Origin of the sequence: Aquimarina sp. TRL1 (assembly GCF_013365535.1) — a bacterium.
GTDB classification, from domain to species: Bacteria; Bacteroidota; Bacteroidia; order Flavobacteriales; family Flavobacteriaceae; genus Aquimarina; species Aquimarina hainanensis.
On sequence record NZ_CP053590.1, the window covers coordinates 5123466 to 5145936 of the forward strand.

At 36.9% G+C, this 22471-nt stretch carries 24 protein-coding genes; 13 read left to right on the top strand and 11 right to left on the bottom strand.

Annotation, left to right across the window (positions count from 1 at the left end):
* Nucleotide 1 precedes the first annotated feature (1 nt).
* From HN014_RS21120 to HN014_RS21170, 11 genes are all read right to left on the bottom strand, one after another.
* Nucleotides 2-3235 carry a baseplate J/gp47 family protein gene (locus HN014_RS21120; protein WP_176030810.1) on the bottom strand — a complete coding sequence of 1078 codons (3234 nt, stop codon included), beginning with the start codon at nt 3233-3235 and terminating at the stop codon, nt 2-4.
* Nucleotides 3236-3356: 121 nt separating this feature from the next.
* Nucleotides 3357-3770 (bottom strand): GPW/gp25 family protein, encoded by a 414-nt coding sequence (locus tag HN014_RS21125; RefSeq protein WP_176030811.1) that lies wholly within the window; start codon nt 3768-3770, stop codon nt 3357-3359.
* A 3-nt stretch (nt 3771-3773) separates the two neighbouring features.
* Nucleotides 3774-4064 (bottom strand): PAAR domain-containing protein, encoded by a 291-nt coding sequence (locus HN014_RS21130; protein WP_176030812.1) that lies wholly within the window; start codon nt 4062-4064, stop codon nt 3774-3776.
* A 14-nt stretch (nt 4065-4078) separates the two neighbouring features.
* Nucleotides 4079-5824 (bottom strand): type VI secretion system tip protein VgrG, encoded by a 1746-nt coding sequence (vgrG, locus tag HN014_RS21135; RefSeq protein WP_176030813.1) that lies wholly within the window; start codon nt 5822-5824, stop codon nt 4079-4081.
* Between the two features lie 2 nt (nt 5825-5826).
* Entirely contained in the window at nt 5827-6552 is a 726-nt protein-coding gene (locus tag HN014_RS21140) for a LysM peptidoglycan-binding domain-containing protein (RefSeq protein ID WP_176030814.1), read from the bottom strand.
* 2 nt (nt 6553-6554) lie between these two features.
* Entirely contained in the window at nt 6555-6716 is a 162-nt protein-coding gene (locus HN014_RS21145) for a DUF5908 family protein (protein WP_176030815.1), read from the bottom strand.
* Complete coding sequence (locus tag HN014_RS21150) at nt 6703-7161, bottom strand: phage tail protein (RefSeq protein WP_176030816.1); 459 nt, start codon at nt 7159-7161, stop codon at nt 6703-6705. Before HN014_RS21150 ends, HN014_RS21145 begins: the two co-directional genes overlap by 14 nt.
* A complete protein-coding gene (locus tag HN014_RS21155) occupies nt 7161-7607 on the bottom strand; it encodes a phage tail protein (protein ID WP_176030817.1) in 447 nt (148 codons plus the stop codon). Before HN014_RS21155 ends, HN014_RS21150 begins: the two co-directional genes overlap by 1 nt.
* 43 nt (nt 7608-7650) lie before the next feature.
* Nucleotides 7651-9786 carry a phage tail sheath C-terminal domain-containing protein gene (locus tag HN014_RS21160; protein WP_176030818.1) on the bottom strand — a complete coding sequence of 712 codons (2136 nt, stop codon included), beginning with the start codon at nt 9784-9786 and terminating at the stop codon, nt 7651-7653.
* An 18-nt stretch (nt 9787-9804) separates the two neighbouring features.
* Nucleotides 9805-10815 carry a hypothetical protein gene (locus tag HN014_RS21165; RefSeq protein WP_176030819.1) on the bottom strand — a complete coding sequence of 337 codons (1011 nt, stop codon included), beginning with the start codon at nt 10813-10815 and terminating at the stop codon, nt 9805-9807.
* On the bottom strand, nt 10815-11402 hold the full coding sequence (locus tag HN014_RS21170) for a DUF4255 domain-containing protein (RefSeq protein ID WP_176030820.1): 588 nt from the start codon (nt 11400-11402) through the stop codon (nt 10815-10817). Before HN014_RS21170 ends, HN014_RS21165 begins: the two co-directional genes overlap by 1 nt.
* Nucleotides 11403-12057: 655 nt before the next feature.
* Here HN014_RS21170 and HN014_RS21175 point away from each other — a divergent pair.
* From HN014_RS21175 to HN014_RS21235, 13 genes are all read left to right on the top strand, one after another.
* Entirely contained in the window at nt 12058-12630 is a 573-nt protein-coding gene (locus HN014_RS21175) for a toxin-antitoxin system YwqK family antitoxin (protein WP_176030821.1), read from the top strand.
* Between the two features lie 18 nt (nt 12631-12648).
* Nucleotides 12649-13224 carry a T6SS immunity protein Tdi1 domain-containing protein gene (locus tag HN014_RS21180; protein WP_176030822.1) on the top strand — a complete coding sequence of 192 codons (576 nt, stop codon included), beginning with the start codon at nt 12649-12651 and terminating at the stop codon, nt 13222-13224.
* Nucleotides 13225-13246: 22 nt separating this feature from the next.
* A complete protein-coding gene (locus HN014_RS21185; protein ID WP_176030823.1) occupies nt 13247-13582 on the top strand; it encodes a hypothetical protein in 336 nt (111 codons plus the stop codon).
* A gap of 505 nt (nt 13583-14087) precedes the next feature.
* Nucleotides 14088-14612, top strand: a complete 525-nt coding sequence (locus HN014_RS21190; protein ID WP_176030824.1) for a toxin-antitoxin system YwqK family antitoxin — start codon at nt 14088-14090, stop codon at nt 14610-14612.
* 224 nt (nt 14613-14836) lie between these two features.
* Nucleotides 14837-16156 (top strand): hypothetical protein, encoded by a 1320-nt coding sequence (locus tag HN014_RS21195; RefSeq protein ID WP_176030825.1) that lies wholly within the window; start codon nt 14837-14839, stop codon nt 16154-16156.
* 177 nt (nt 16157-16333) lie between these two features.
* Nucleotides 16334-16756 (top strand): DUF1330 domain-containing protein, encoded by a 423-nt coding sequence (locus tag HN014_RS21200; protein WP_176030826.1) that lies wholly within the window; start codon nt 16334-16336, stop codon nt 16754-16756.
* Between the two features lie 427 nt (nt 16757-17183).
* A complete protein-coding gene (locus tag HN014_RS21205; RefSeq protein WP_176030827.1) occupies nt 17184-17597 on the top strand; it encodes a hypothetical protein in 414 nt (137 codons plus the stop codon).
* Between the two features lie 7 nt (nt 17598-17604).
* A complete protein-coding gene (locus tag HN014_RS21210; RefSeq protein ID WP_176030828.1) occupies nt 17605-18213 on the top strand; it encodes an SMI1/KNR4 family protein in 609 nt (202 codons plus the stop codon).
* Nucleotides 18214-18870: 657 nt separating this feature from the next.
* Nucleotides 18871-19053, top strand: coding sequence for a hypothetical protein (locus HN014_RS21215; RefSeq protein WP_176030829.1), 183 nt, complete (start codon nt 18871-18873; stop codon nt 19051-19053).
* Nucleotides 19054-19338: 285 nt separating this feature from the next.
* Nucleotides 19339-20037: an SUMF1/EgtB/PvdO family nonheme iron enzyme gene (locus tag HN014_RS21220; RefSeq protein ID WP_176030830.1), complete on the top strand. Its 699-nt coding sequence runs from the start codon at nt 19339-19341 to the stop codon at nt 20035-20037.
* A 342-nt stretch (nt 20038-20379) separates the two neighbouring features.
* The gene (locus HN014_RS21225; RefSeq protein WP_176030831.1) at nt 20380-20847 is read left to right on the top strand and encodes a hypothetical protein; all 468 of its coding nucleotides are present in this window, start codon (nt 20380-20382) and stop codon (nt 20845-20847) included.
* Between the two features lie 259 nt (nt 20848-21106).
* A complete protein-coding gene (locus HN014_RS21230) occupies nt 21107-21424 on the top strand; it encodes a helix-turn-helix domain-containing protein (RefSeq protein ID WP_176030832.1) in 318 nt (105 codons plus the stop codon).
* 5 nt (nt 21425-21429) lie between these two features.
* On the top strand, nt 21430-22470 hold the full coding sequence (locus HN014_RS21235; RefSeq protein WP_176030833.1) for a DNA cytosine methyltransferase: 1041 nt from the start codon (nt 21430-21432) through the stop codon (nt 22468-22470).
* Nucleotide 22471 lies beyond the last annotated feature (1 nt).

Genomic DNA, 22471 nt, shown 5'->3' on the forward strand with positions numbered 1-22471 from the left:
ATTATACCGGGCATTCATGCTCCACTATACGTACCTGATGTTCTTGATATTTTACAGAGGTTAAAATCCCTTTGGGTGTTGTTGGGCTTACTTTTTTTACCGTTTCAAAAAGAAGGCTTCCATCTGCTGCTACCCCAACTTGTTTCTGTAACTGAAAATCTGTTATGTAATCCAGGTAGGGTAGTTTTTCTATATAATTAATGACGCTGCTTTCATGTAATGTCACTCCAAAATCAATAGCAGCTGTTTCTTCAAAAGCCCATGGAGCAAAGAGCTTAGCAATATCTTTTTGTAATTGTATTGTATAATAAAATTCATCTTTTCCTTTATAGAATTTTGCCTTTAGGATCACTCTTACTTCTTCATATACCGGATTGATGACCGCTGCGGTCACATGCAATGTATTCAGCGTATTGATAAACTGCTGTATTTCATTTCGTTTCGCCTTACTAATTCTGGGTTTATAGGGATCGTATACATTTTTCTGAATACTATTAGGAATAACGACCAATGTAACTTCTCCCGGGGCTTTAAACGATTCCTGAGAGGTATGCCGTAAGCAGTTTACTCTATAGATATCCGGAAATGCTTCCAATATCAGATGTTCATAATCCCATTGACTAATTGCTCGGTTTTTATGCCGTAAACGTTCACTGATTCTTCGGTAAAAAGCGCGATCAGTTTCTTCTGGTTTCCCGTCAAATGAGTTAAAAGGTTGTGTTATTCCTTTGATCGTCACCAGACGCTCTGTTAATTTGCTAATTGTTTCTGCCGGTAATCCGTATGTCAAATGCTCCAGGCTATTTCCTTCTGGTGAAAAGACCGCCGTTGCTACTTGTGCCTGTATATCGATGAGTTGACTTATCGTATCATAATCTTTGGGGTTATCTACCCGAATCCAAAAATACCCTTCCGGGAATTTGGTATTTTCTTTTGTAGCCTCTTTCGGAATCGTAAGTGTAACAACGCCTGTTTTCAAAAAATTATCTGTGGTATTACTCAAAACATACGAAGGATGTAGTGACAACCACTCATTATCACATAGTACAGACCATTCTAACTTTTCTTCTTCTTCGAATTCATTAGTGGTTTCCGGGTTTTCACTACCTTCCAATACCTGTACCAATAATGACAACTGTTGTAGGTTTGTCCCGTTTTCTATGGCTATAAATAAACTCCCCTTTTTATAGGCAGGAACAAGCCGAATCACCTGGTTACTCAATGAAGCTACAGAATTTTCTTTTACCTCCTGAGTTTCTTCCGATATCCCAAAGGGATGTTCATGAAATAAGGTAACTTCCTGATCACTGCTACTCGCTGTAGCGCTATACCCTAATCGAAGCTGTTCGATCATAGGTGTATACGGAGCATTAGGAATAAGTACTTCCTGGCTAGATTCTTTGGACAGTGCTACTGAAAATATTCTTGGGTACATCTCATGTAGGAATGACTCATTAGAAGTAATCCGAATAAATCCTTTCTTGACACTGGCGGAGAACTGTTGTGGCGTACTTTTTCTTCGTAGTCTGCTCTTTTGAAACTTATTTTTTTTAGGTTCTTTCTGTACTTGTCCAAACTTGTTTAGCGGATATACCCCCCACATCATATTTTCCATAAATAAAAGAGGCAAAGGTTCCTCAAACTGTATCGATGAATTGATGGTCCATTCGTCGGCAAATAGCTGCTGCCCCGCTGCTTCTTTCCATACCCCATTGTGTAATACCTTGATGTCTGTGGTAAAATGTTCTTTATTATCAACGATCCTGGTCAATTCTCCTTCTTGTAAATTTCCATTATCATCCAGTGTAAGAGTATAAAATGCTTTGCTAATCCGTTCTTCAAATTCGGTTCTATAAGCGGTATACAACTCTGAGAAATCATCCGGTAAGTCTTTCCACTGCGCTTTTATGCTAATCGATTCCCAGTTTTTATCCAATATCTCTGAGGCTCCAATAAAGAACCCGGCGTCTTTTTTGGGTTGTGGACCAAAAGGATAAAAAGGTTTGGATGCATCTAGCATTCCTAAATCATTTTCCAGAACTACGTCCTGAATTTCACTTACTGATACACTAATTGTAATTTGAGTAACCTTTGTTTTGGCAAACAACTGTTGGAAAACATAGCCTGCATTGGCTGTTGCCTGAGCGTTCACCAAAAACCGTACTACCGGATCTGTGGTTGTATACGGTTCTTCCAATATTGCTTTGTCATATCCTACAATGGCTTCTTTTCCTTCATCCAGTTCTATAACCAGCGTTAATACTCCTGCCTCGAAACTTGAATCCGCTACAATAATAGTTCCCGGAATCCATTCTTTTTCTCCACTAAAAAATACTGCGACGGCATCTCCTATTGTAGTGATTGAAAAGGAATGTCCTGTGGGAATTTCTGAAAGGGTAATGACGATGGTAATTCTCCGCTTACCTTCTTTGAGTTGTAACACCGGAGAGGCTATCCCAAATCCCAATTTCGCAAACGGAAGGTCTGGATATACTGTCATCTGCTGGGTAGCTCCCCGGGTATCGGACGGGTATCCAAAGGGCCACCACCGGATATCATCATCCGGAAAGTCTCCCCCTATTCCATCATACGAGTTTGCTATACCTGCTTGCCGAATTCCACTTCCTTCATCATGGTATACCGTTCGAACCTCTGCAACCTTCATATCATTGATCACCCGCTCTTCCTCCGTTATATAAATTCGCTTTTCTCCTGTACTATCTTTTCCTCCATCTGCTGGAGTAGCTTTCGGTATTTGGGCAGTAGTTATCTTTTTTGCCAACTCGAATAACAGGTGTACTTTATCGGGTTTTGCTTCTTTGTTACGAAGTTGTAATACCTCTTTGTAATAAAAATCCAAATGGCGTTTGGTAATCCCGTTTAAACGCTGTTGACTATACGAAGTCAGCTTCAGAAAGGCTGCAAATAAAGTAAGATGTGGAGTAATGTCGGCTGAATCAGCAGTTCCTTCCTCTATTTCCTGTATTTTTGACACAAAGGTTTTTATTTCTTCTTCATTAAGAAAAAAAGCTTCCCAATCTCCAACGACTTCATTGGTGGCTGTATCATAATATTTTAACTGTTTGGAAAAGGAGAATGCAAAACGCATCCAGTCTTCTACAGTGAGTTCATGCAATGTTACCTGATCCGGATCCAACATCGTTATAAAACGTTGTTCCTGAGCCGTTCCATTTCGCATCGACAAAAAAGAAGTATGTTCGCAATTCCTGTTCATCCGTTTTAATTTTATGTACCCGATAATCGAGCTATAACTACATCTTTTATAAGATGCGATGGGTATTCCCCTTTTTGATTACCGCTTTGGTATTTCGTTTGATTCGTGTGAAAAGCTGTGGTTACACATTGGTTCCTTCTTCCTTATAAAAAGGAAATACCAGATTGCTTCTCGAATTTGTTACTCTAATTTTATAGGAAATGACAATTAGTAATTTGCCTTCCCATTCTTCTGTTTGATCTATTTCTATTTTTTCTACATCAATCCTTGGTTCGAAATAGAGAATTGAATTTTTAATCAATTCTTTTACATACGTTTTCAGTGTCAGATTCAGGGGCTTAAAAAGTAACTCTTCCAGGTTACACCCATATTCCGGTACCATTATTCGCTCTCCTAACCTTGTTGATAGTAAGACCTTCAGGCTTGCTTTAATGTCTTCTTCATCTGCCGTCAGTTTGACACTGGCGTTTCCTTTTTTAGTAAACTCGGGTGGAAAGCTCCATCCACTCCCCAGAAATGATGTTTTTGTTTCCATAATTTATCCTCCTATTAATACGGTGGGATCCCCTAATACTATTGTTCCTCCATGTGCTGTACTATCTCCCATTCTGGCGGCTGGCATTCCCCCGATCATTACTGTTCCTGAACCAGAAATAATCGTATCAGGTGGTCCTGTACAGGTTGCCATATCTCCTACCCGGGCAGCTGGCATTCCTCCTATTAATACGGTCGGTTCTCCCGCTGGTAGTATAGGACCTCCCACATGAGGCACGGTTCCTGTTACCATTGGGCATACATGCATATCTCCTACTCTGGCGGCTGCTCCCATTTTATTGGTTTGTTTTAATTAATTTGTACTAATGATCCTTTGAGAACTGCTGTCGCACTGGACGACATTTCTACTCCTGAAGTTCCTTCGCCTTTTAAACTGGCATTGGCTTTCAGGTTGATATTGGTTCCTTCTATAATAACATCTCCAGTGGCAGAAACATTGATATCTCCTGCACTCTCCATGGTTACTCCACTATCATCCATTGTGATAACATTGGCGTGATCATCCTCTATAACAATCGTTCCTGCATCTTCATCCAGAATTACTTTTTTTCCTGTCGGGGTTTCGATGGTGATGGATTTTTTATCATCATCGAAGAGTAGTTTCATCTCACTTCGGGTAATGAACCCTTTTTCGTGATTATCATCGGTCGCACTTATTGGAGCTGGTTTGGCACTACTGTGCAACATTCCTAAGACAATCGCATCATTGGGATCATCATTGATAAACCCTACAATAACCTCATCCGAAATTTCTGGTCTAAAAAATGATCCTCTGTTTTCTCCAGCATCTAAGGTGGCTACCCGGCACCAAATTCCTTGTTCCTCCGTATTGATAATAGGGATTTGTACCAAAATCCGGTCTTCTCCATCAGGGTCTTCTTCTAACTGACTTACAATCCCAACCTGTAAACCACATACCCCAGTTATTAACCCTGAAGCTGGTAGCGGATTTATATCATAGGTCTCAGAGAACCATGTAGGGTTCATCCCAAACTGTACATCAACTGTCCAGTTTCCCTCTGCAAGGTGATGTTGTACTCCTGTCACGTATACTTTTCCATTAAACCGGTCTCCTACTCCGGAAAGGGTGATTATTTCTCCTGGTTTTACTGCCGGAATCCCCTGAAACTTCACTCGGCCTCTTACTTTTGCTAATTGGTGAAATAGCCATCGGGCATCTCCCCAGTCTTGTAGCTCTGTTACAGTACGAGCCCCTCCATGTCTCAATTCATAATTTTCCAAAGACATAATATCCGATAGGTCGCCAGGAGTCAGATTCCCATTCAGTGATATAGAAGGGTCTTTTGCCTCCACTTCTACAATTTCCTGATCTGCATAATTCCAACCATAGGAAGTGATCTTAGTCAATTGATGTCTCGCATCAATCTCAGCATCCAAATCCAGCATCGTCGCTCCAAAAGTGACCGTTTCTATGGATTCTTTGGTAATATCTGGTTTTGCGACAGTGATCATCCCATCATCGATAAAACACAGTTTGCCATTAGCTTGTGCTCTACTAACCATAAAGTCCCAATCTGAACAATTGTATTGCACCAGTTCTTTATGCTCATGATTGGTTGATTCTACTTCTTTTTGTAATCCATAAGTATCGATGATTTCCTCGATAATACTGCTGTCTTTAGCTTCGTAATAATAGGTGCTTTTTTTTCCTATCGTCATTTTTACCGCTTCATCTTTACACTCCACCATCAAATAAGAACCATTATTCCTTATCTTGATTGTGTGTTTAATCACCAAACCTTTAAAAACAGTTTCTTCATCTGAGTGATAACCCGCAGTAATTTCTATCTCTGATCCAGGGGTAAAAAAGGCTTCGTTACTCAATTGAAAATCCTGTTTAGATGGTTCTCCATCAAGCAATACCAAAGAGGCTGTGGGTATCTTATTCACTTCTTTGCTCACCTGAATGGTTTTGACCTGATATTGTTTGGATAACTCTTCTCCATTAACCAGAATCTTATGAGTGACCAGATCTGCACTTTTTGAGGTTTGTATTACACTTCCTTCTGCCATGATTAGGGTGTTTTTTCTATTGGTGGAAAATATATTTCTTGTCCTGGTATCAATTTTCTGAAATGGTGTAACTGATTTGCTCTAGCTACTTCCAGGTAGTAGCGGGAATCTCCGTAAATCTGATAACTCATCAGCGGTAATGTATCTCCTTCTTTTACTATACGTATATGCGTTAAATCAGGGGATTGATTGTTCTCTTTTTTTACCCGGAGTTCATCTTCTACAAACCCCTGAAACTTTGCTTTGGCTACTGCCCGAATCGGTGTTCCATCGGGTTTAAATAATTTAAACTCGATATCCATCTCTGTCAAACTGCCTTTGAATAAAAGAGTTCCCCAGGAGATCATAACATAATTTGGTTTGTGCTCTTCTCCATTATAATCGAGCATCACCTTTTTGAACTGTTCAATATCTCCTACAATCCCCTCGCCTTCATCTTTATATACCTTATCATCTTTGCTACTATTAGGGTCTGTTCCATAATGAATAATAACACCCGATCTATCGAATAAAAATTCCAAATCCAGATCTTCCGGTAGTTTTTTATTAAACCGGGGAGATAAATCACTAGTTCCGGAAGCCTGATCGTTATTCTGATCGATCCTATACTTAAAGATGTATTTTTCCGGATTTACCAATGTGGTAAACTCTCCTTCTGCCACTGCAGTTCTGAATTTAGGATCTTTATAGGCTTTTACTACCAGTTTTGTCAACTCTCCGGTGCTCATAATTATCGTTCTTTTTGGTTGTCAATAATATCCATAACCTGTTCGACACACTCCGCAATCAACTGTTGTCTGTCTATTCCTGTTTTCATAGTACCCGCAGTAGGTTTGGTTTCATTATCCACATTAATTTTGATATGTAACTCTTTGATTTCAATTGCTCCCATTAGGTACGATAGTGTTATAATAGTTATACGTTAACTCGATGGTTTCTATGACGAGCTTGCTTTCTTCTGCATTAAAATCCGAAATAGCCCATTTTACCGGATATGCATGTACTACATTCCAGCTCAGTAATGGTTGGTGTTGCTCATTTAATAAGTTCACAATGAGATTAATGGGTTGGAAATCGAAATTTTCAACCGCTTTTTTACACCATTCGGCTACTTTGGAGTCAATGAGCATCCCTCTTTTTAGTATAAGATTGGGATATTTGGTTCGTACCGGAATTTTATGTTTGAATCGATTTTCTCCTCCCTCGGTTATCTCTTCTGTGTCCACATCCACTGACAATCCGGAAACGGATTGAAAGTGGTGGTCTTTTTTAGCAGTCGATAACCCGGTAAACTCGACGCTAAAGTGAAAACCTACTGGTGGATAAAATGCTTCCATTATGAGGCAAGCGTAAGGCTGTTAATTGCAAATTCTGCGGATTCAATCGCTATTTCATTCCCATCTGCTTTGAGATCGGTTGATTGTATTTTCATCAACCAAGCATCAGCTGCTTCCCAGGTTACAATCGGATCGTGGTTTTCGTTCAGCAGGCTAATGGTAAGTGTGCTTCTGTACTTTTCTGCTTCTTCCTGAAAGAAGACATTCTTTTTCCACATCTCATAAAACTGTCCTTTGCTGGATGCAAATGTTCCCCGTTTGATCGAGATATTAGCAAATTTGGTCATTCCCGGTTGTTTCTTTTTGAAATAGTCATTATCTGCCCCTCCTCTGTATTCTATTACTTCTGTTTCAAAGTCAAGTCCTGAAACTTCAGTACAATTCAATTCGGTATCACCTCCTATCGTTACTTTGAAATGAAATTTTGGTAATGGATATTCTGCCATGATTTCTAGTATTTTTTTGTGTTAATGGAATTTGTTTAATCAATTATGCTTCCTGCATTTTATGAGAGAACTTAAGGATGATAAATTCTGCTGGTCTTACGACAGCCATTCCGATTTCGATAATCATCTTCCCGTCTAATACATCATCAGCTGTCATTGTTTCTCCCAGACCTACATTGACATAAAATGCTTTATCCGGGGTGGGACCTGCCAGAGCTCCTGCTCTCCATTGCAATGTCAGAAAGTTATTGATCATCGCTTTTACCCGAACCCAGGTGTTCATATCATTAGGTTCAAACACAAATTGTTCTGTGGCTTTTTTGATGGATTCTTCTGCCATATTAAAAAAGCGTCTCACCGGGATATAACGCCATTCTTTATCATTTCCTGCCAATGTTCTTGCTCCCCATACCAATACGCCTTTTCCGGTGAAGGTTCTGATTGCATTTATTGATTTTCCCGACTGTACATCTACATTCAGCAGATCTTGTTCTTTATTTGTTAGTTTTACAGAAGGCTTGGTTACATAATTCAGACTCACATTCGCAGGTGCTTTCCATACGCCTCTATCATTATCTACTTTGGCATAGATCCCTGCCATCGTACTACTAGGAGGTAGTTCCATTGGAAGTTTTCCTATTTCTACCAAAATTTTATTATAGGTCACATTATCCAATTGTTCTATAGATGCCAGACTTCTTCCATGCAGAGCTCCATTATTGGTATCTTGAGAGATATCTTCCGGAGTACCATCATCCGGGTTATTATCTATAATCGCATCTTTTAATGTTTCCCAATTAGCTGCTACGCTATCGAATAATGTGGTATCTGTATCTGCCGGGTTATCGATATCGGCTACGGTAATCAGGGTTTCGATTTCTTTTAATACATTGGAGGTATTGGAATCTATCAAGTTATTCACTTTGGTTTCATTACCCTCGTCTATATTCTTTTTGAGATTGGCTGTTAATTTTTTTAATGCTTTATAGAGTACTTCTATTTTTCCATCTCCTTCAAAAAGATCATTGAAATTTGTCAATGCAGTTTCTATTGGACTGACATCAATCACCGGGATTTCATCAGATAAAGCAGAAATTGCCGCATTGGCTTCTACATTCGTATTTTCTTTTAATTGAATAAGATGTTCCAGATCAGCTTGCAACGTCTCTAATAAGCTATGCAGGGTTAACGGTCTTGGAGCTGCATAATTTTTGACATCAGTTCCTGCTCCTGAAGCACCCATATTAAACCCATTAGTCGCATCGTATAAAAACTGCAATACGGCTATCAGACTCCCTTCAAAAGTAGTATCAAAATCTCCTATTTCATTGGCAATAGCAGTTACTGCCGCAGCTACATCCATTGTATTCAGATTCGATGTAATGACCTCTTGTGCTTCTGGTTCCTCTTCGTTTTTATGATGAATGACAATGCGATTTTCGTCAATCTTATAATCCAATATTGTGTCCAGGTAAGGATAGTATACCCCTCCGTACTTAATTTCATCCTTATTGGCACTTATATTTCCTCTAAGATCCGAAACATAAGTATCTGTCGGGATCTCATCATATCCCAAAGTATCAATAATGGTAAACCGATCCTGTAATTCCTTACATTGTTCTAATGCCTTGTTATACAAACCATAAAAAGTAGCTGCATCAATACCACTTACCCTGGTTGCGTCTGGAAAGAGAATTAACGTAGGTTCATCTACTTTTTTTAGTGCTGTTAATCCCGTGAGAAGTGCTGTGGTATTGGTAATCATTGTTACCTCTGTATCTTCTTCATCCAACTTATCTCCATATCGTCCTACGGAAACAATATAACAGGGACCTCCTCCATTAGCAAAATACATCTGCATGGAATAATACATCAAAAATGGTTGTTTTTCTGAGGGTTGATCCACTACAATTGTTCGTTGTATATCTCCATCAATCTTTTCATCAGTGATGGCTACTTTTATTGTGGTCTCTGCTTTGGCTCCGCCAAAATATGTTTCGTATTCCAACATCGAAGTGATACGGGTAGGGAGCCCTTTTAAATCTCCATTAATTTTAGCGGTTGCTTTCTCTGTATATCCGATAAAGGCTGGAATTGCTGTTTCTACTTGTGCTACCGAAGGGGGAAATTTTACGATTTCCTCTATATAAACCCCTGGTGTATTGTATGTACTTGCCATGATTTTTTGTGTTTTTTTTTAAATGTATATTTCAGAATATGTAGTTGTAGTATTCGTGTCCTGATCTGTCACTGTCCGGATGGTATCTGCTCTTGGATTAGGAAACAGGTATGTATTGATATCTACGGGTAAAGGAGCTGCAAAATCAACATCCGGATCTATCTCGATAAACCCATTTTTAGTCAGAGGTTTTACTGATTGTGTTTCCAGGAAGTTATTCTCTGCTCGTTTTATATATCTCCAGATTGTTTTTCTGTTGTCAAAATGAATTCGGAATACAGGAATGGGGTCCAGGTGCAGGCTTACTGGATTTTCAGGATCTGAGGTATCTATAGCTACAGTATCTCTTCCCCCATCTCCTTTCATACGAAGTTGGATAATTCCTATGAGTCCTCTGCTTTGTTCTTTGATCACCGCCTGATTCAGAATTAACTGTCCTTCGGTACTTTCTAGTTCGTCTCCCTCTACATCAAATATTTTATCCAATCTGATCTGTGGGTCTTGTCGTTTGTTTTCTTGCTCTATTGCATACCATACCCCTCGTGTTGCTGCTTCTGATAAACGGCTGGCAGTAGTAATTAATCCAGCGGAAGCAGCAGTTTCCATATAGGTATAGCTCCCTGACACAGCTGCTGGTTTGGTATTCGAAAAATGATACAAACGTCCGTATTCTTTGGGAATGGAAGAGTAATTATAGAACCGATAATCCTTGTGATAGATATAAAAGCTCAAGGTCAGCTCTTCTGCTAAAAAGATATCGGATATCACATCATTTCCGGATTCGGTCACCTTATTGAGTATACTAAAATGGTCCGTTCCTTTTCTAAAAACCAGTTTGTGGTTTATCATTTCTTTTGCCGTAGCAAAAGTGGGAACGATATCCAGGTACTCTGATACATCATAAGTGAGCAATTGCAGTTCCTTGGTCGCTGCATTCATCGATGTAAACGATTGTGCTCCATCGTCTAAGAAGTACGAGTGGTATACTTCTATCTTAGCCAATGATTTATAAACAGTTTTAAAAGCCATTATAATTGATTTAAACTCCCATTGATTTCTGTGATGACACTTCCTTCTGCTTGTAGTATATCCCGTTCTATCTCTAATACGCTTACTTTATAAATAACAGATGGATATTGTTTTCCTCCCAACGTACCCCAGATGAAATTCATCTCTTCGAATGAGGGGGTATATAGTTCGATTAAAAATTTGAAATTTTTAATTTTATCCATTCCTTCCAGTGCTCTGTCAAAGCTTGTGTTCGCCTGTGTAAATACCCGTTTGGACTGGAAAAATGCTACAATTTTTGAAATGCTTTTTAAGGACTCTTTATACCCTGTTCGATTTGCCGCAAAGAGGATATACAAGTTCAGGTATACTTTATTATTTTTATAAGCTACTTTTGTTCCTTCTATACGGTAATTTCGAACGTTTTTTAAAGTTGCCTCTTCTTCTAAATGCAGTAGTGTTAATACGATATTATTGGTTTCCGAAGATTCGGAAACATCTGTATCTATAAAAGCTATATTATCCAGAAATACCGGCTCTTCTTCTATCGTCGCATTAAAAAAGTTATTGACCTCTTCTCTGATGATTTGTAGTACCTCAAAAATCATAGCTGATTGTTTCGTTTATTAGTATATCTTCTTTCCTGAGCTGTATGTATGCTCAGTAGTGGTAATCAGAATGGAACGGGAATCGTACTTCCTTATCGGGTTTTTATGTGTAGGCATTATACCATGGGGTCGTATATCGCATCCTACTAAAAAGAAATCCCCCAATTCCTTTATTAACCCCCTGATGTTATATCTGGGTTTATATATCAGTTTCTCCCTGAGTTTGTTTTCTGTGATAACCTGTTTTTTGTGTCTCAGTTTCCGAATTAAAACAAACTGTACCCCTACCTATGTTTGACTTTCCCCCGTCTCTGAAAATAAAAATGTTATTTTTCTTAATCCCCTCAGAGAGACTACTGATATAACTGATGTAAAATTACAGTGCTTCCTAATAAAAAACACAAGTCAAATCACTAAGAAATCATAGGAAAACGGCTTTGTATATTCGGGGTAAATCCCCCTTTTAATTTCTTCTGTTATTTCTCATTTTATATGCATTCCTTTTTATTTTTCAAGAGAAATCACTGTATTTTTTTCTATATACTCCCACATCACATACCTGAAAACAGGGTATTGATTTTCCCTATTTGAGGTATTTCATACCCTTGATAAGCACAGCATCTTTGCCTTGTACAATTATGATATTCATAACACTATGAAAAAGCTCATCAAAAGCGTTATTATCCTTATGCATTTATTTCTTGTCATTCAAGCTAATGCGCAAGAAGTACAGAAAAACAGTTCGCAAAGTACTAGAACACATATTTCCCTCAATAATGAGGAGCAAAAGCGGGTTCTCAAAAAATTCTATTATAAAAACGGTACCCTAAAAGAAGAAAGAGAAGTTCTTCATGGAAAATTAGATGGTTCCTGGAAGTTCTACTATAGTTCCGGGAAGCTAAAGAAGGAAGGGAGATTTAAAAACAATAAAGCAAATGGCATCTGGAAACGCTATAAAGAAGATGGTTCACTCGCCTATATCGAACGATATATAAACGGAGTGGAAGAAGGTGAATGGAAAGCTTTTTATCCAAATGGAACGTTGCGGGTTATCGGTTCTTTTTCTCAAGGAAAACGGCAGGGAGAATGGGCTGTTTATACGAAAGAAGGGTATCTGGACAGGAAAATAACGTTTAAAGACGACCGGATCAAAAATGAAATTCGCATTGCCCGTCAGCAAAAAACAACTTCCAGCAGTAGTTATAATATGATCAGTACACTTGATTAACTTTTTAAACAATATTCAATGCAACTTACAGAACTCGCTCCTTTTCTACAGGAGTATACCGCTACACATACTCAAAAAGCCAGTCCGGAAATTCTAAAAAAATACGAGCAAAAAGTCCCGGCTGCTCTACTCGCATTATGGGAACACTACGGATTTGGAAAATACAATCACGGAATTCTGGAGATTGTCAATCCCGATGACTTTAATGATACACTATGGACCTGGTTAGGAAAAGAAGTCGCTACTTATACGCCTATTGCCATCAATGGTTTTGGCGATTTATTCTATTACCGACAACTAGGGAATGAGGAAGAAGATGTCTGCATGATTACTCCTCACTATCGCGACATTACCAATTGTTGCTGGAGCTTGACAGGCTTCTTTAATCATATCGTCTGTGATAAAGAGTTTATCGATTCAGTACTTCGGAAAGAGTTGTTTACTGCTGCAATAAAACGGTATGGAGAACTCTCCGGCAATGAGAGTTTTCATTTCGTTCCTGCACTCGCTATTGGAGGTACCGAAAGTCTTGATACCCTCCAAAAAGGAAATACACAAATACACTTAGATATTCTTTTTCAAATAGGAAGTTAATTCCTGCTAAACCCTCTTAGATATGGCACAAATAAAAAACATCGAAGGATTAACAACAGATCAAATCAATCAAGAGCTCGTCAACGGCGCCCGTTTTATCGTATTTCAATATTGTATTTCTATTATTCTAATGACTTTTCGAAAAAATACTGCCATCTATTTTATCAAGAAAGGAGAATCTACTATAAAGTATAGTATTGGGTGGACTCTTCTTAGCTTTTTTATCGGATGGTGGGGAATTCCATGGGGACCTATTTATACCATCAGCTCCCTGTATACAAATATACGTGGAGGAAAAGATGTGACCGAAGAGGTACTTTCTTCTATGCAGGCAGCTTCTCAATCTCCAGCTCCATAACATATACTTTGCTGATACGATACTGCTATAAGCGTTTTTAGCTATACCTAATCAGGAAGCTATTAACGTACTATCCACGAAATTAAAAAGCAAGGCAAAACGTCTTGCTTTTAATTTTTTATACCAAGAAGTGATTTAAACTTTTTTCAATTTGTTAAAAAAATATCTTTTTGCGCTCATATTTCGCAATTTTTGACTTCCGTAGCTCTGCTATGCAACTAAAAAATTACTTTATCTGAACACAAAACCACTATTTTTCACTTAAATCAAAAAAGTCTAAATCACTTCCAAGTCATATTTTTTTCCTGACCCATCTATATTGTTTAAAAGAAGAAAACATTTCGAATCGTTATTTTCTCCACACCTTTTCACAAAAACACTAAAAAACAACAACTTACAAAAACACACCCTGAAAACAGGGTATGCATTTTCACTTATAACGGTATAGTACACACCTTAAAAAAGTAGAATCTTTGCAGTGTCAACAATTAATAACAGTACAACCATGAAACATATTATCACCATTATCATCGTCTTAGTTCAAACGGCAGGAAGTGCTATACTAGCACAACAATCACAAGCTTCTATAAAATTCGATAAAAAGATGGATCAAATAGCTGTTGATACTCCTAATACCAGATACTATAACAATGGAACCGTTAAAGAAATAAGACAAACGGTTAATGGGAAGTTAGAAGGGAACTGGAAATTATATCACGATAACGGACAATTAAAAAAAGAAGGGGCTTTTATAAATAATAAAGAAGAAGGAAACTGGTATGTATACAATAAAGCGGGAATACTGATACGCATAGAGTCTTATAAAAACGGGCTGGAAGATGGGAGATGGAAAGCTTTTTATGATAATGGAAAAGTAAAGATAGAAGGAGATTTTATCGCGGGAAAACGTGAGGGAACATGGAAAACATACCAGGAAAACGGAACCGTAGCAGCAATCATTTCTTTTGAAAATGATAAAAGAGTCAACACCATTACTAATATAACCACTACTGCTACGGTTTCTTTATAAGAAACATACCTTAAGAAATAGTTGATTAGTTTTTTTAAAACGGAAGAGGGGGCTTGTAGATAAGGCAAGTCCCTTTTTTTACGGAATAATCTGATCATTCTTTTTAGAACTACTGATTGTTTATCAATCATTTATACAAAACAGAGGATAGAAAAACAAATACCATTTTGTAACATTTTTCTTTGCGAAGACACCAACTCTATATAGTTTCTAAAAAACAACAAATGACCAAGGTAGTTCCCGTATTAATACTTGCATTCCTAATGGCTAATTGCCAATCTAAGCATTCTTCTTCAAAAAAAATTGTGACGACCGATATCACTCATTTTTGGGAAGCCTATGACCAAATTATAACCACAAAAGATACTGTCATGCAGTATCAGTATCTGGACAGTCTATATCTACAAAAAGGAAGTCCCGGGTTAGATGCAATCAGACAAGCCAGAAACTATACTCCTAAAGACTATATCGATGCCATCAATCAATACCCGAAGTTCTGGACATCCATTCGGAAAAACACATTAAAAGCCGGGAGTTATGAAGCGGCTTTTGAAAAAGGAATAGAAAAATTAGCTGAATTGTACCCGGAAATCAAACCAGCTACAATTTATTTTACCATGGGAGTTTTTAGAACAGGAGGAACTACGCTCGATAGCTTAGTTCTGATCGGCAGTGAAATGGCAATGACCGATAAAAATACGGTAACTACAGAGTTTCCTGAGCGACAAGGTAACGCGCTACGTACATTCTTTGACTCAGAACCAATAAATGATATTGTCTTATTGAATGTGCATGAATATGTACATACACAGCAAAAACCAATAGTACACAATATCCTCTCTAAGGTAATCTATGAAGGAGTTGCAGAATTCGTATCTACATTAGCGCTCAACACACCTTCCTCTACTCCTGCTGTGGCATATGGTAAGCGCAATCCAGAAAAGGTACGGGCAATATTCGAACAAGAAATGTTTTATCCAAACAATGAACGTAAGTGGCTATACAGCAATGCACCGAATGCATTCGGCATACGCGATATGGGGTATTATGTTGGCTATCAAATGGCAGAGAATTTCTATAATGCCGCTCCGAATAAAAAAGAAGCAATCAAACAACTGATTGAATTGGATTATACCAATGAAAAAGCGATTGAAACTTATGTAAAGGCTACTAACTATTTTTCTAAATCTTTGGAAACATTATATACTGATTTTGAAAAAAAACGCCCTACAATTGTCGCAATTAAACAATTCGAAAATGGGAGTACTAATGTAAATCCTAAACTTACGGAAATTACATTCGAATTTTCAGAACCTCTGAACGGGTATAATACCGGAATTGATTATGGCGATCTGGGGAAAGAAGCCTTTCCGACCATCCATATTAAGGATCGGGTATGGTCAGAAGATCGCACTCAATGGCGTATCAAGGTTTCCTTAGTTCCTAATAAACGTTATCAATTTTTGGTATCAAATAATTTTAGAACGGAGAACGATATTCCATTACGCCCTCTTTTGATTGACTTTACTACTGCAGCGCAATAAGGAGTTGTACTCATCTTTTAAAACTGTCCGGAAGATAACTGTCTGAATGTAAACCTTCAGCTGATTTTTTTTTCAAATCGCCATTATTTGTTGATGCTATTCTTCTACAGTACAATTCCCGTAGTTACTATAAAAACCAGTTACGATTTCCTATTTTTATAGGAAAAATATTTTCTTATGAAAAACTACCTTCACGCTACGCCTGAAACAGGCAAACAATTTTATCTCGATTTTCATAAAAAAGGAGAAATTGTAATGCTCAACCTATTAAAATTTAAGGTTACTGCCGATTATAGCGCTCTCCCGGCACTTCGCCCTGCAGAAACGATTACGGGAGCTGCTGCTTATGCACTATATATGAAACATACTGCCCCTCTACTCGAACAAGCAGGAAGCAGAATTCTTTTTTCCGGAACCGGAAAAGAATACCTGATCGGGCCAGAAGGAGAACAATGGGACGCGGTATTATTAGTCGCACATGTCTCTGTAGAAGTTTTTATGAAATTTGCACAAAGTGAAGATTACCTTCAATATGCCGGTCACAGAACTGCTGCTTTGGAAGATTCCAGGCTATTGCCCTTATCCCCTTCCAGGATCTAACTATTTGTTATACAAAAAGAACCCTGTTTTATTTCCTTATAACACTTGATCTCCCTAACCAAAAGATCTTCCTTTTTAAGTAAAAAAGCATCTCCCCAATAAACACAATAAACTATATAACAAAAAATTACAACAGAAAAACAATACATTTGGAATACCTCTTGCAGTATCCTTATAAAAACATAAGAAAAAACTTATAAAAACATGATTTTTTAATCGTCATTTAGGACTAAAAAAAATGGTTTTAAGTCTCTTTTTTTTAGCTTTTTAAAGAAAAAAACAGCTTAAAACAAATGACATTAACCAATACCTACCACAGTTACTTCTATAATTTTTGATTTACCAAAGAAGCAAAAATGATGTATATTTACTTATACACTTACTATAGAAATAATGTGAGATAATTAATAAGATAACGGATCATACTGTGCGTAAGATAACTAAGGAAAAGATTAATCTTATTCTGAAAAATGAATCTGGAATTATTCTGTTAAAAAAAGAATCTAAACAATCTTTTTGGGAAGCCTTTTTTAGTCAATGGATTTCTATTATCACTGCTTTTTATCTCCTAACGAGAAATAAAAATGATTTTTTAATTCTGACAGAAAAAAGATTAATTCTAATAATCCGTAATAAAATCTATTTAGAACAAAAATTAAATGGAACAGCATCATTTAATTATAACGGTATAAAATCTACCTTGGAAATAACTAATCAAAAAAACTCCTCTTGCATTAAATTGAATAAGTTAGATGTTAGCTACGAAGAGGGAAAACTGATTAGGAGAAAACTGAAAGAATTAAAAAACACAAAAAACGAAATTACTTACAACCATTTATAACAGCCAAATGAATTCCATCGTTAAAACTTATATAAAAGGACTTAAAAACGCATATTTTGACAACAAAGGACAAAAAGATTGGGAACATTTTGAAAAAGTGATATCCGGAGCAACACAAGAAAATGTAGCAATGTTAAGGCAAATGTATCCTGAAATTTCTAATGCTTTGATCGGGTTACTTGAGTATGTAGATGGAACTTATTGGAGAACATATGGAGAAACGGAGATTACATTCTTTATGTTGGGATCTGATGTGTACGAATATCCTTATTACCTGTTATCATCCAACGAAATAATAGAAAATAAGAACCAAGCCCAAGAATATTATGCTGATTATATTGAAGAAAGATACGAGGGGATTGTTATCGACGAAAAAATAACTAATGAAGCTGATAAAATGAACTGGCTTCATTTTTCTAATTGTATGAATAATGGAGGGACTTCTCAATTATTCATTGATTTTAGCCCTTCTGAAAAAGGGAAAAAAGGACAGGTTATACGATTTTTACACGATCCGGATGAATTCAAGGTCATAGCAGACAGTTTTGAAGAATATCTAAAAAAATTGATGGATAACACGTATAATTTTATCCATGAAGATAGTATGGAATACTAAACGATTTGATTCTCCTCATCAGTTCCCTTAATAATTGATTTGACACTGATACTTCTTGTACATGTTTGAGGTGTTCTGAACCTACAAAAAATTGTTCCTGCTTCTGATTAAGTAAAAAGTAGTACCTTTGAAATCTGTGGTAGCCGGTGTACAAAACCCTTGTATATTCCCCTCCTTCCAAATTAATTATTGGTCTAAATACATTGAGAAAATATATAAAATACCTGATTTCCCTTCTTCTAATTTTAGGATTAGCAGTTGGTGAATGTTCTATATCTTCTCAAAAAACTACGCCCACATACTATCCAATCTTATTTACCGACAACCGAAAAGGTCATAGGCATGCCCAATCGGAATTGTATGTATACACTGGATTACATCGTATAGAAAAACGATTGTTAATACTATGTATTATATTCCTAAAACTTAAAGATGTATATAGTCTACTTATCCGGGTTACACTTAATATATGGAGTAAGCGATATCAAAAAATAAGCGCTGTAAGAGCTCAATGTGTTTTTTTAAATAAAATCATTACCACCCATCATCACCATCCCTGTTTATACAGCCTATAAAAGAAGCTGATTTTCTAAACATATTTATGCATAACTGCACGAATATGGTAAAACAAATGTCTACTCATTTATTATTACTAAGATGTATAAACAACAAAATACTCCTGGGTTGGGAAAATCCGGGTATATAATCCAATGGATAAAAAGAAAAATACTATTAATACTTACTGCATGTATGCTAGGAATGTCCAATGCAATGCATGACGAGAGCAAGATGGTTACAGGAAACCAACATTATACTGAGCAGGAACAAAAAAAAGAATAAATTACCCCGGGGCAAGCCTGCAAGGCATTCGTTAGAAACAATTTTTCAATTTCAAGACAAGCCTTGCGGGATTATATTCTTTGACAATGTCAATAAAAGAGCATGTATACTGTAATATCGTGTATTTTTAGTGATGTAAATAGAATACACAATATTTATAAATATTACTCAGTTAGATTACTAAGATACATATACCAGAACAAAACTCTATATAACTTGAACAGTTATTGAATAGTCCCCTCCGTTATTTTCACATAAAACTATTAGCCATTAGTAAAAAAACAAATGAAAACCGTACAGAAAAAAATAGATCAAAAAATGATCGATGAATTGTTTGTGACCATTCCCAAAGGAACTGTAGATATGAGAGATGACCGGACAAACAAAACCTGGTCTGTTACTATCCCTTCTTTTGAACTTAGTAAATTCCCGGTTACACAAGAAATTTACAAGGCTGTTACCAATAAAAACCCTTCTACCTTCATGGGAGATTCATTGCCTGTAGAAACAGTTTCCTGGATAGAAGCTGTTCATTTCTGTAATACGTTATCGGAATCTTTGGGAAGGGACAAATGCTATACGATCGAATCCGTGACAGAAAATATCACTTTGATCCCTGAAGCAAATGGATTTCGACTACCAACAGAAGCTGAATGGCAATACGCTTGTCAAGCAGGAACGCCGAAAAACAGATATGATGAATTAGATAAAGTCGCCTGGTTTAAAGAAAACTCCAACAATCAGCCTCAAAAAGTAGGCCTAAAGAAACCAAACAAATGGGGACTTTATGATATGTTAGGAAATGTCTGGGAATGGTGTTCTGACATATACGACGAGACTGTTTACGGAACCTATCGTGTCTTTCGTGGTGGTGGCTGGTGTGATCAAGAGAGAAGTGTTATGGCTACAACTCGCAGAAGAAGCCATCCTTTCTCTTTTAAAATAGAAGACTTAGGGTTTAGAATAGCAACGAACACTCAATAAAACAATAATTAACACGGCATATCCAATGTGCTCTCTAGAACAATTCTTTTGGTTTTCCTACCTTGTTACAGATCCGGTGGCTTATTTTTTAAATGACATCTTCTCCCTTTTATATCAATATCCCCTGTCTTACTACTAATAAAATAAGTGTATTATTTCTTCTGAATTTAAATGCCTTTGAGATATCATTTCTATAAAAATGAATACTATCATTTTTGACCGTTATTGAAAAGGCTCAATACTATAATTATTTTTGTTACTATATTTTTTTATAGTTTAATTAAAAAATGAAATTAACGTATCACTCAATACAACATTTTTATTTTTAATAAAGAACAAAGAATGAAAACCATTTCTATTACCATCATTAGTTTGCTTATTAGCTGTACTATATTCAGTCAGAAGCGAGCGATAAAAATCACACATCACATTCTGCAAAAAGAAATCATCATTAAGGAGAATAAACGAATAAAAATAAAGACAACAGGAGGAGATAAGATCTCGGGACGTTTTAAAATCGAGAATAACTCAATCATCATAAAAGGTACACAAATTGAAATATCTGATATTGAAACTATCAAACGAAATCCTTTACTTCTATCTATTCTTATCACTGGACTTTTTACCTATGGAGGAGCACTAATGTTAGGATTTGGCGCCTTGATTGGAGCATTAGTCAATCCATCTGCATTTTTACTGGCAATCCCCGCTACCGGAATGATCTATATAGGTGCAAAATCACCAAACTTTAACCGGAAATTTAAGCGTGATAAAAACTGGGGGATTGAAATAATAACACCTTCTATATAAAACATCCTATACTAACAATACCCTGAGTTAATTCTATACAACGTGGCTAACAAAACATTACTGAACATCACAAAAATGTGCGTTCCAGTGTTATTCTCCTTTTTATTTATCATAACTTCTATTACGTACTGACTAATTAGACTTACATATTGCCTATACGAGGATTCTTGGGAAAAACCCAAAAGGGTGAAAATTTCCTGATGTCCGAATTGATTATTCGAATCAAAACCCATAAATTTGTCAAAAAATGACAAGTCTTATGAAAACCACTTTTGGAGAATACATCCGGCTTTTACGAAACGAAAATGCATTGACATTAACTCAGCTTGCTGCCAAACTGGATTTGGATGCTGCAAACCTGAGCAAAATTGAAAACGGAAAACGAGACTTTGACGAAAAACGCTTACCAAAACTTGCAAAAGTATTCAAACTTACTCTTAAAGAACTAAGAAACGAATATATAACTGATCAAATCGGAAAACATATTTACGAAACCAATTGCACCAAACAACTACTTCAAATCGCGGAAGAAAAAGCAGAATACCGCAGAAAATTAAAGCAAACACTACAAGCATAACATCTATGAATATAGTATCATTTTTTGCAGGGGCCGGTGGTCTCGATTTAGGGTTTGAAAAAGCAGGTTTTTCTGTTGTTTGGGCAAATGAATACGATAAAGATATTTGGGAAACCTATGAAAAAAACCATCAAAATACCATTCTGGACAGACGAAGCATTGTAGATATACAATCAGAAGAAGTTCCGGCATGTGATGGTATTATCGGGGGACCTCCATGTCAAAGCTGGAGCGAGGCAGGATCCCTACGTGGAATCGATGATAAACGCGGTCAGCTTTTTTATGACTTTATAAGGATATTAGAAGCAAAACAACCTAAATTTTTTCTGGCTGAAAATGTAAGTGGAATGCTATTGGAAAGACATCGGGATGCCTTAAAAAACATTAAAAAGATGTTTAAAAATGCTGGGTATAAATTATCTTTCAAGCTATTAAATGCCTCGGATTTTGATGTGCCTCAAGACAGAAAACGAGTATTCTTTGTAGGTATTCGAGAAGATCTTGATTTTGAATTTCAGTTCCCCGCTCCCTTACAAGAAAAAATCACACTCGAAGAAGCAATTGCTGATTTAAAAGATTCTGTAGTTCCTGCCAAAGAAGGAAACAAAACCAATAAAGAAAACTGCATCATCCCTAATCACGAATATATGATTGGTGGGTTTTCTTCAATGTTTATGTCCAGAAACAGAGTGCGAAGCTGGGATGAACAATCATTTACGATCCAGGCCGGAGGAAGGCATGCTCCGCTACATCCACAAGCACCAAAAATGAAACTTATCGAACAGAATGTACGGGTTTTTGTTCCGGGAAAAGAAGCACTATACCGTAGATTAAGTGTGCGAGAGTGCGCGAGAATTCAAACTTTCCCTAATGATTTCATTTTTTATTACAAACACGTTTCTGCCGGATATAAAATGATAGGAAATGCCGTGCCTGTAAACCTTGCCAAGCATATTGCCATAAGTATTAAGTCTCAAATCGAGCATGCAGAAAAAAAACAAAAGCAGAAAACCCGGAAAACAGTTGTATCTGCAAATACGCTTTAAA

What these genes read in the sequence shown, in the direction of transcription:
- HN014_RS21145 (WP_176030815.1), bottom strand. Translation starts at nt 6,716, where the DNA reads ATGGGAGCAATTGAAATCAAAGAGTTACATATCAAAATTAATGTGGAT.
- HN014_RS21170 (WP_176030820.1), bottom strand. Translation starts at nt 11,402, where the DNA reads ATGATTTTTGAGGTACTACAAATCATCAGAGAAGAGGTCAATAACTTT.
- HN014_RS21185 (WP_176030823.1), top strand. Translation starts at nt 13,247, where the DNA reads ATGGCACAAATAAAAAACATCGAAGGATTAACAACAGATCAAATCAAT.
- HN014_RS21220 (WP_176030830.1), top strand. Translation starts at nt 19,339, where the DNA reads ATGAAAACCGTACAGAAAAAAATAGATCAAAAAATGATCGATGAATTG.
- HN014_RS21195 (WP_176030825.1), top strand. Translation starts at nt 14,837, where the DNA reads ATGACCAAGGTAGTTCCCGTATTAATACTTGCATTCCTAATGGCTAAT.
- HN014_RS21210 (WP_176030828.1), top strand. Translation starts at nt 17,605, where the DNA reads ATGAATTCCATCGTTAAAACTTATATAAAAGGACTTAAAAACGCATAT.
- vgrG (WP_176030813.1), bottom strand. Translation starts at nt 5,824, where the DNA reads ATGGCAGAAGGAAGTGTAATACAAACCTCAAAAAGTGCAGATCTGGTC.
- HN014_RS21130 (WP_176030812.1), bottom strand. Translation starts at nt 4,064, where the DNA reads ATGGGAGCAGCCGCCAGAGTAGGAGATATGCATGTATGCCCAATGGTA.
- HN014_RS21165 (WP_176030819.1), bottom strand. Translation starts at nt 10,815, where the DNA reads ATGGCTTTTAAAACTGTTTATAAATCATTGGCTAAGATAGAAGTATAC.
- HN014_RS21215 (WP_176030829.1), top strand. Translation starts at nt 18,871, where the DNA reads ATGTATAAACAACAAAATACTCCTGGGTTGGGAAAATCCGGGTATATA.
- HN014_RS21225 (WP_176030831.1), top strand. Translation starts at nt 20,380, where the DNA reads ATGAAAACCATTTCTATTACCATCATTAGTTTGCTTATTAGCTGTACT.
- HN014_RS21235 (WP_176030833.1), top strand. Translation starts at nt 21,430, where the DNA reads ATGAATATAGTATCATTTTTTGCAGGGGCCGGTGGTCTCGATTTAGGG.
- HN014_RS21120 (WP_176030810.1), bottom strand. Translation starts at nt 3,235, where the DNA reads ATGAACAGGAATTGCGAACATACTTCTTTTTTGTCGATGCGAAATGGA.
- HN014_RS21160 (WP_176030818.1), bottom strand. Translation starts at nt 9,786, where the DNA reads ATGGCAAGTACATACAATACACCAGGGGTTTATATAGAGGAAATCGTA.
- HN014_RS21125 (WP_176030811.1), bottom strand. Translation starts at nt 3,770, where the DNA reads ATGGAAACAAAAACATCATTTCTGGGGAGTGGATGGAGCTTTCCACCC.
- HN014_RS21150 (WP_176030816.1), bottom strand. Translation starts at nt 7,161, where the DNA reads ATGGAAGCATTTTATCCACCAGTAGGTTTTCACTTTAGCGTCGAGTTT.
- HN014_RS21175 (WP_176030821.1), top strand. Translation starts at nt 12,058, where the DNA reads ATGAAAAAGCTCATCAAAAGCGTTATTATCCTTATGCATTTATTTCTT.
- HN014_RS21200 (WP_176030826.1), top strand. Translation starts at nt 16,334, where the DNA reads ATGAAAAACTACCTTCACGCTACGCCTGAAACAGGCAAACAATTTTAT.
- HN014_RS21155 (WP_176030817.1), bottom strand. Translation starts at nt 7,607, where the DNA reads ATGGCAGAATATCCATTACCAAAATTTCATTTCAAAGTAACGATAGGA.
- HN014_RS21230 (WP_176030832.1), top strand. Translation starts at nt 21,107, where the DNA reads ATGAAAACCACTTTTGGAGAATACATCCGGCTTTTACGAAACGAAAAT.
- HN014_RS21180 (WP_176030822.1), top strand. Translation starts at nt 12,649, where the DNA reads ATGCAACTTACAGAACTCGCTCCTTTTCTACAGGAGTATACCGCTACA.
- HN014_RS21140 (WP_176030814.1), bottom strand. Translation starts at nt 6,552, where the DNA reads ATGAGCACCGGAGAGTTGACAAAACTGGTAGTAAAAGCCTATAAAGAT.
- HN014_RS21190 (WP_176030824.1), top strand. Translation starts at nt 14,088, where the DNA reads ATGAAACATATTATCACCATTATCATCGTCTTAGTTCAAACGGCAGGA.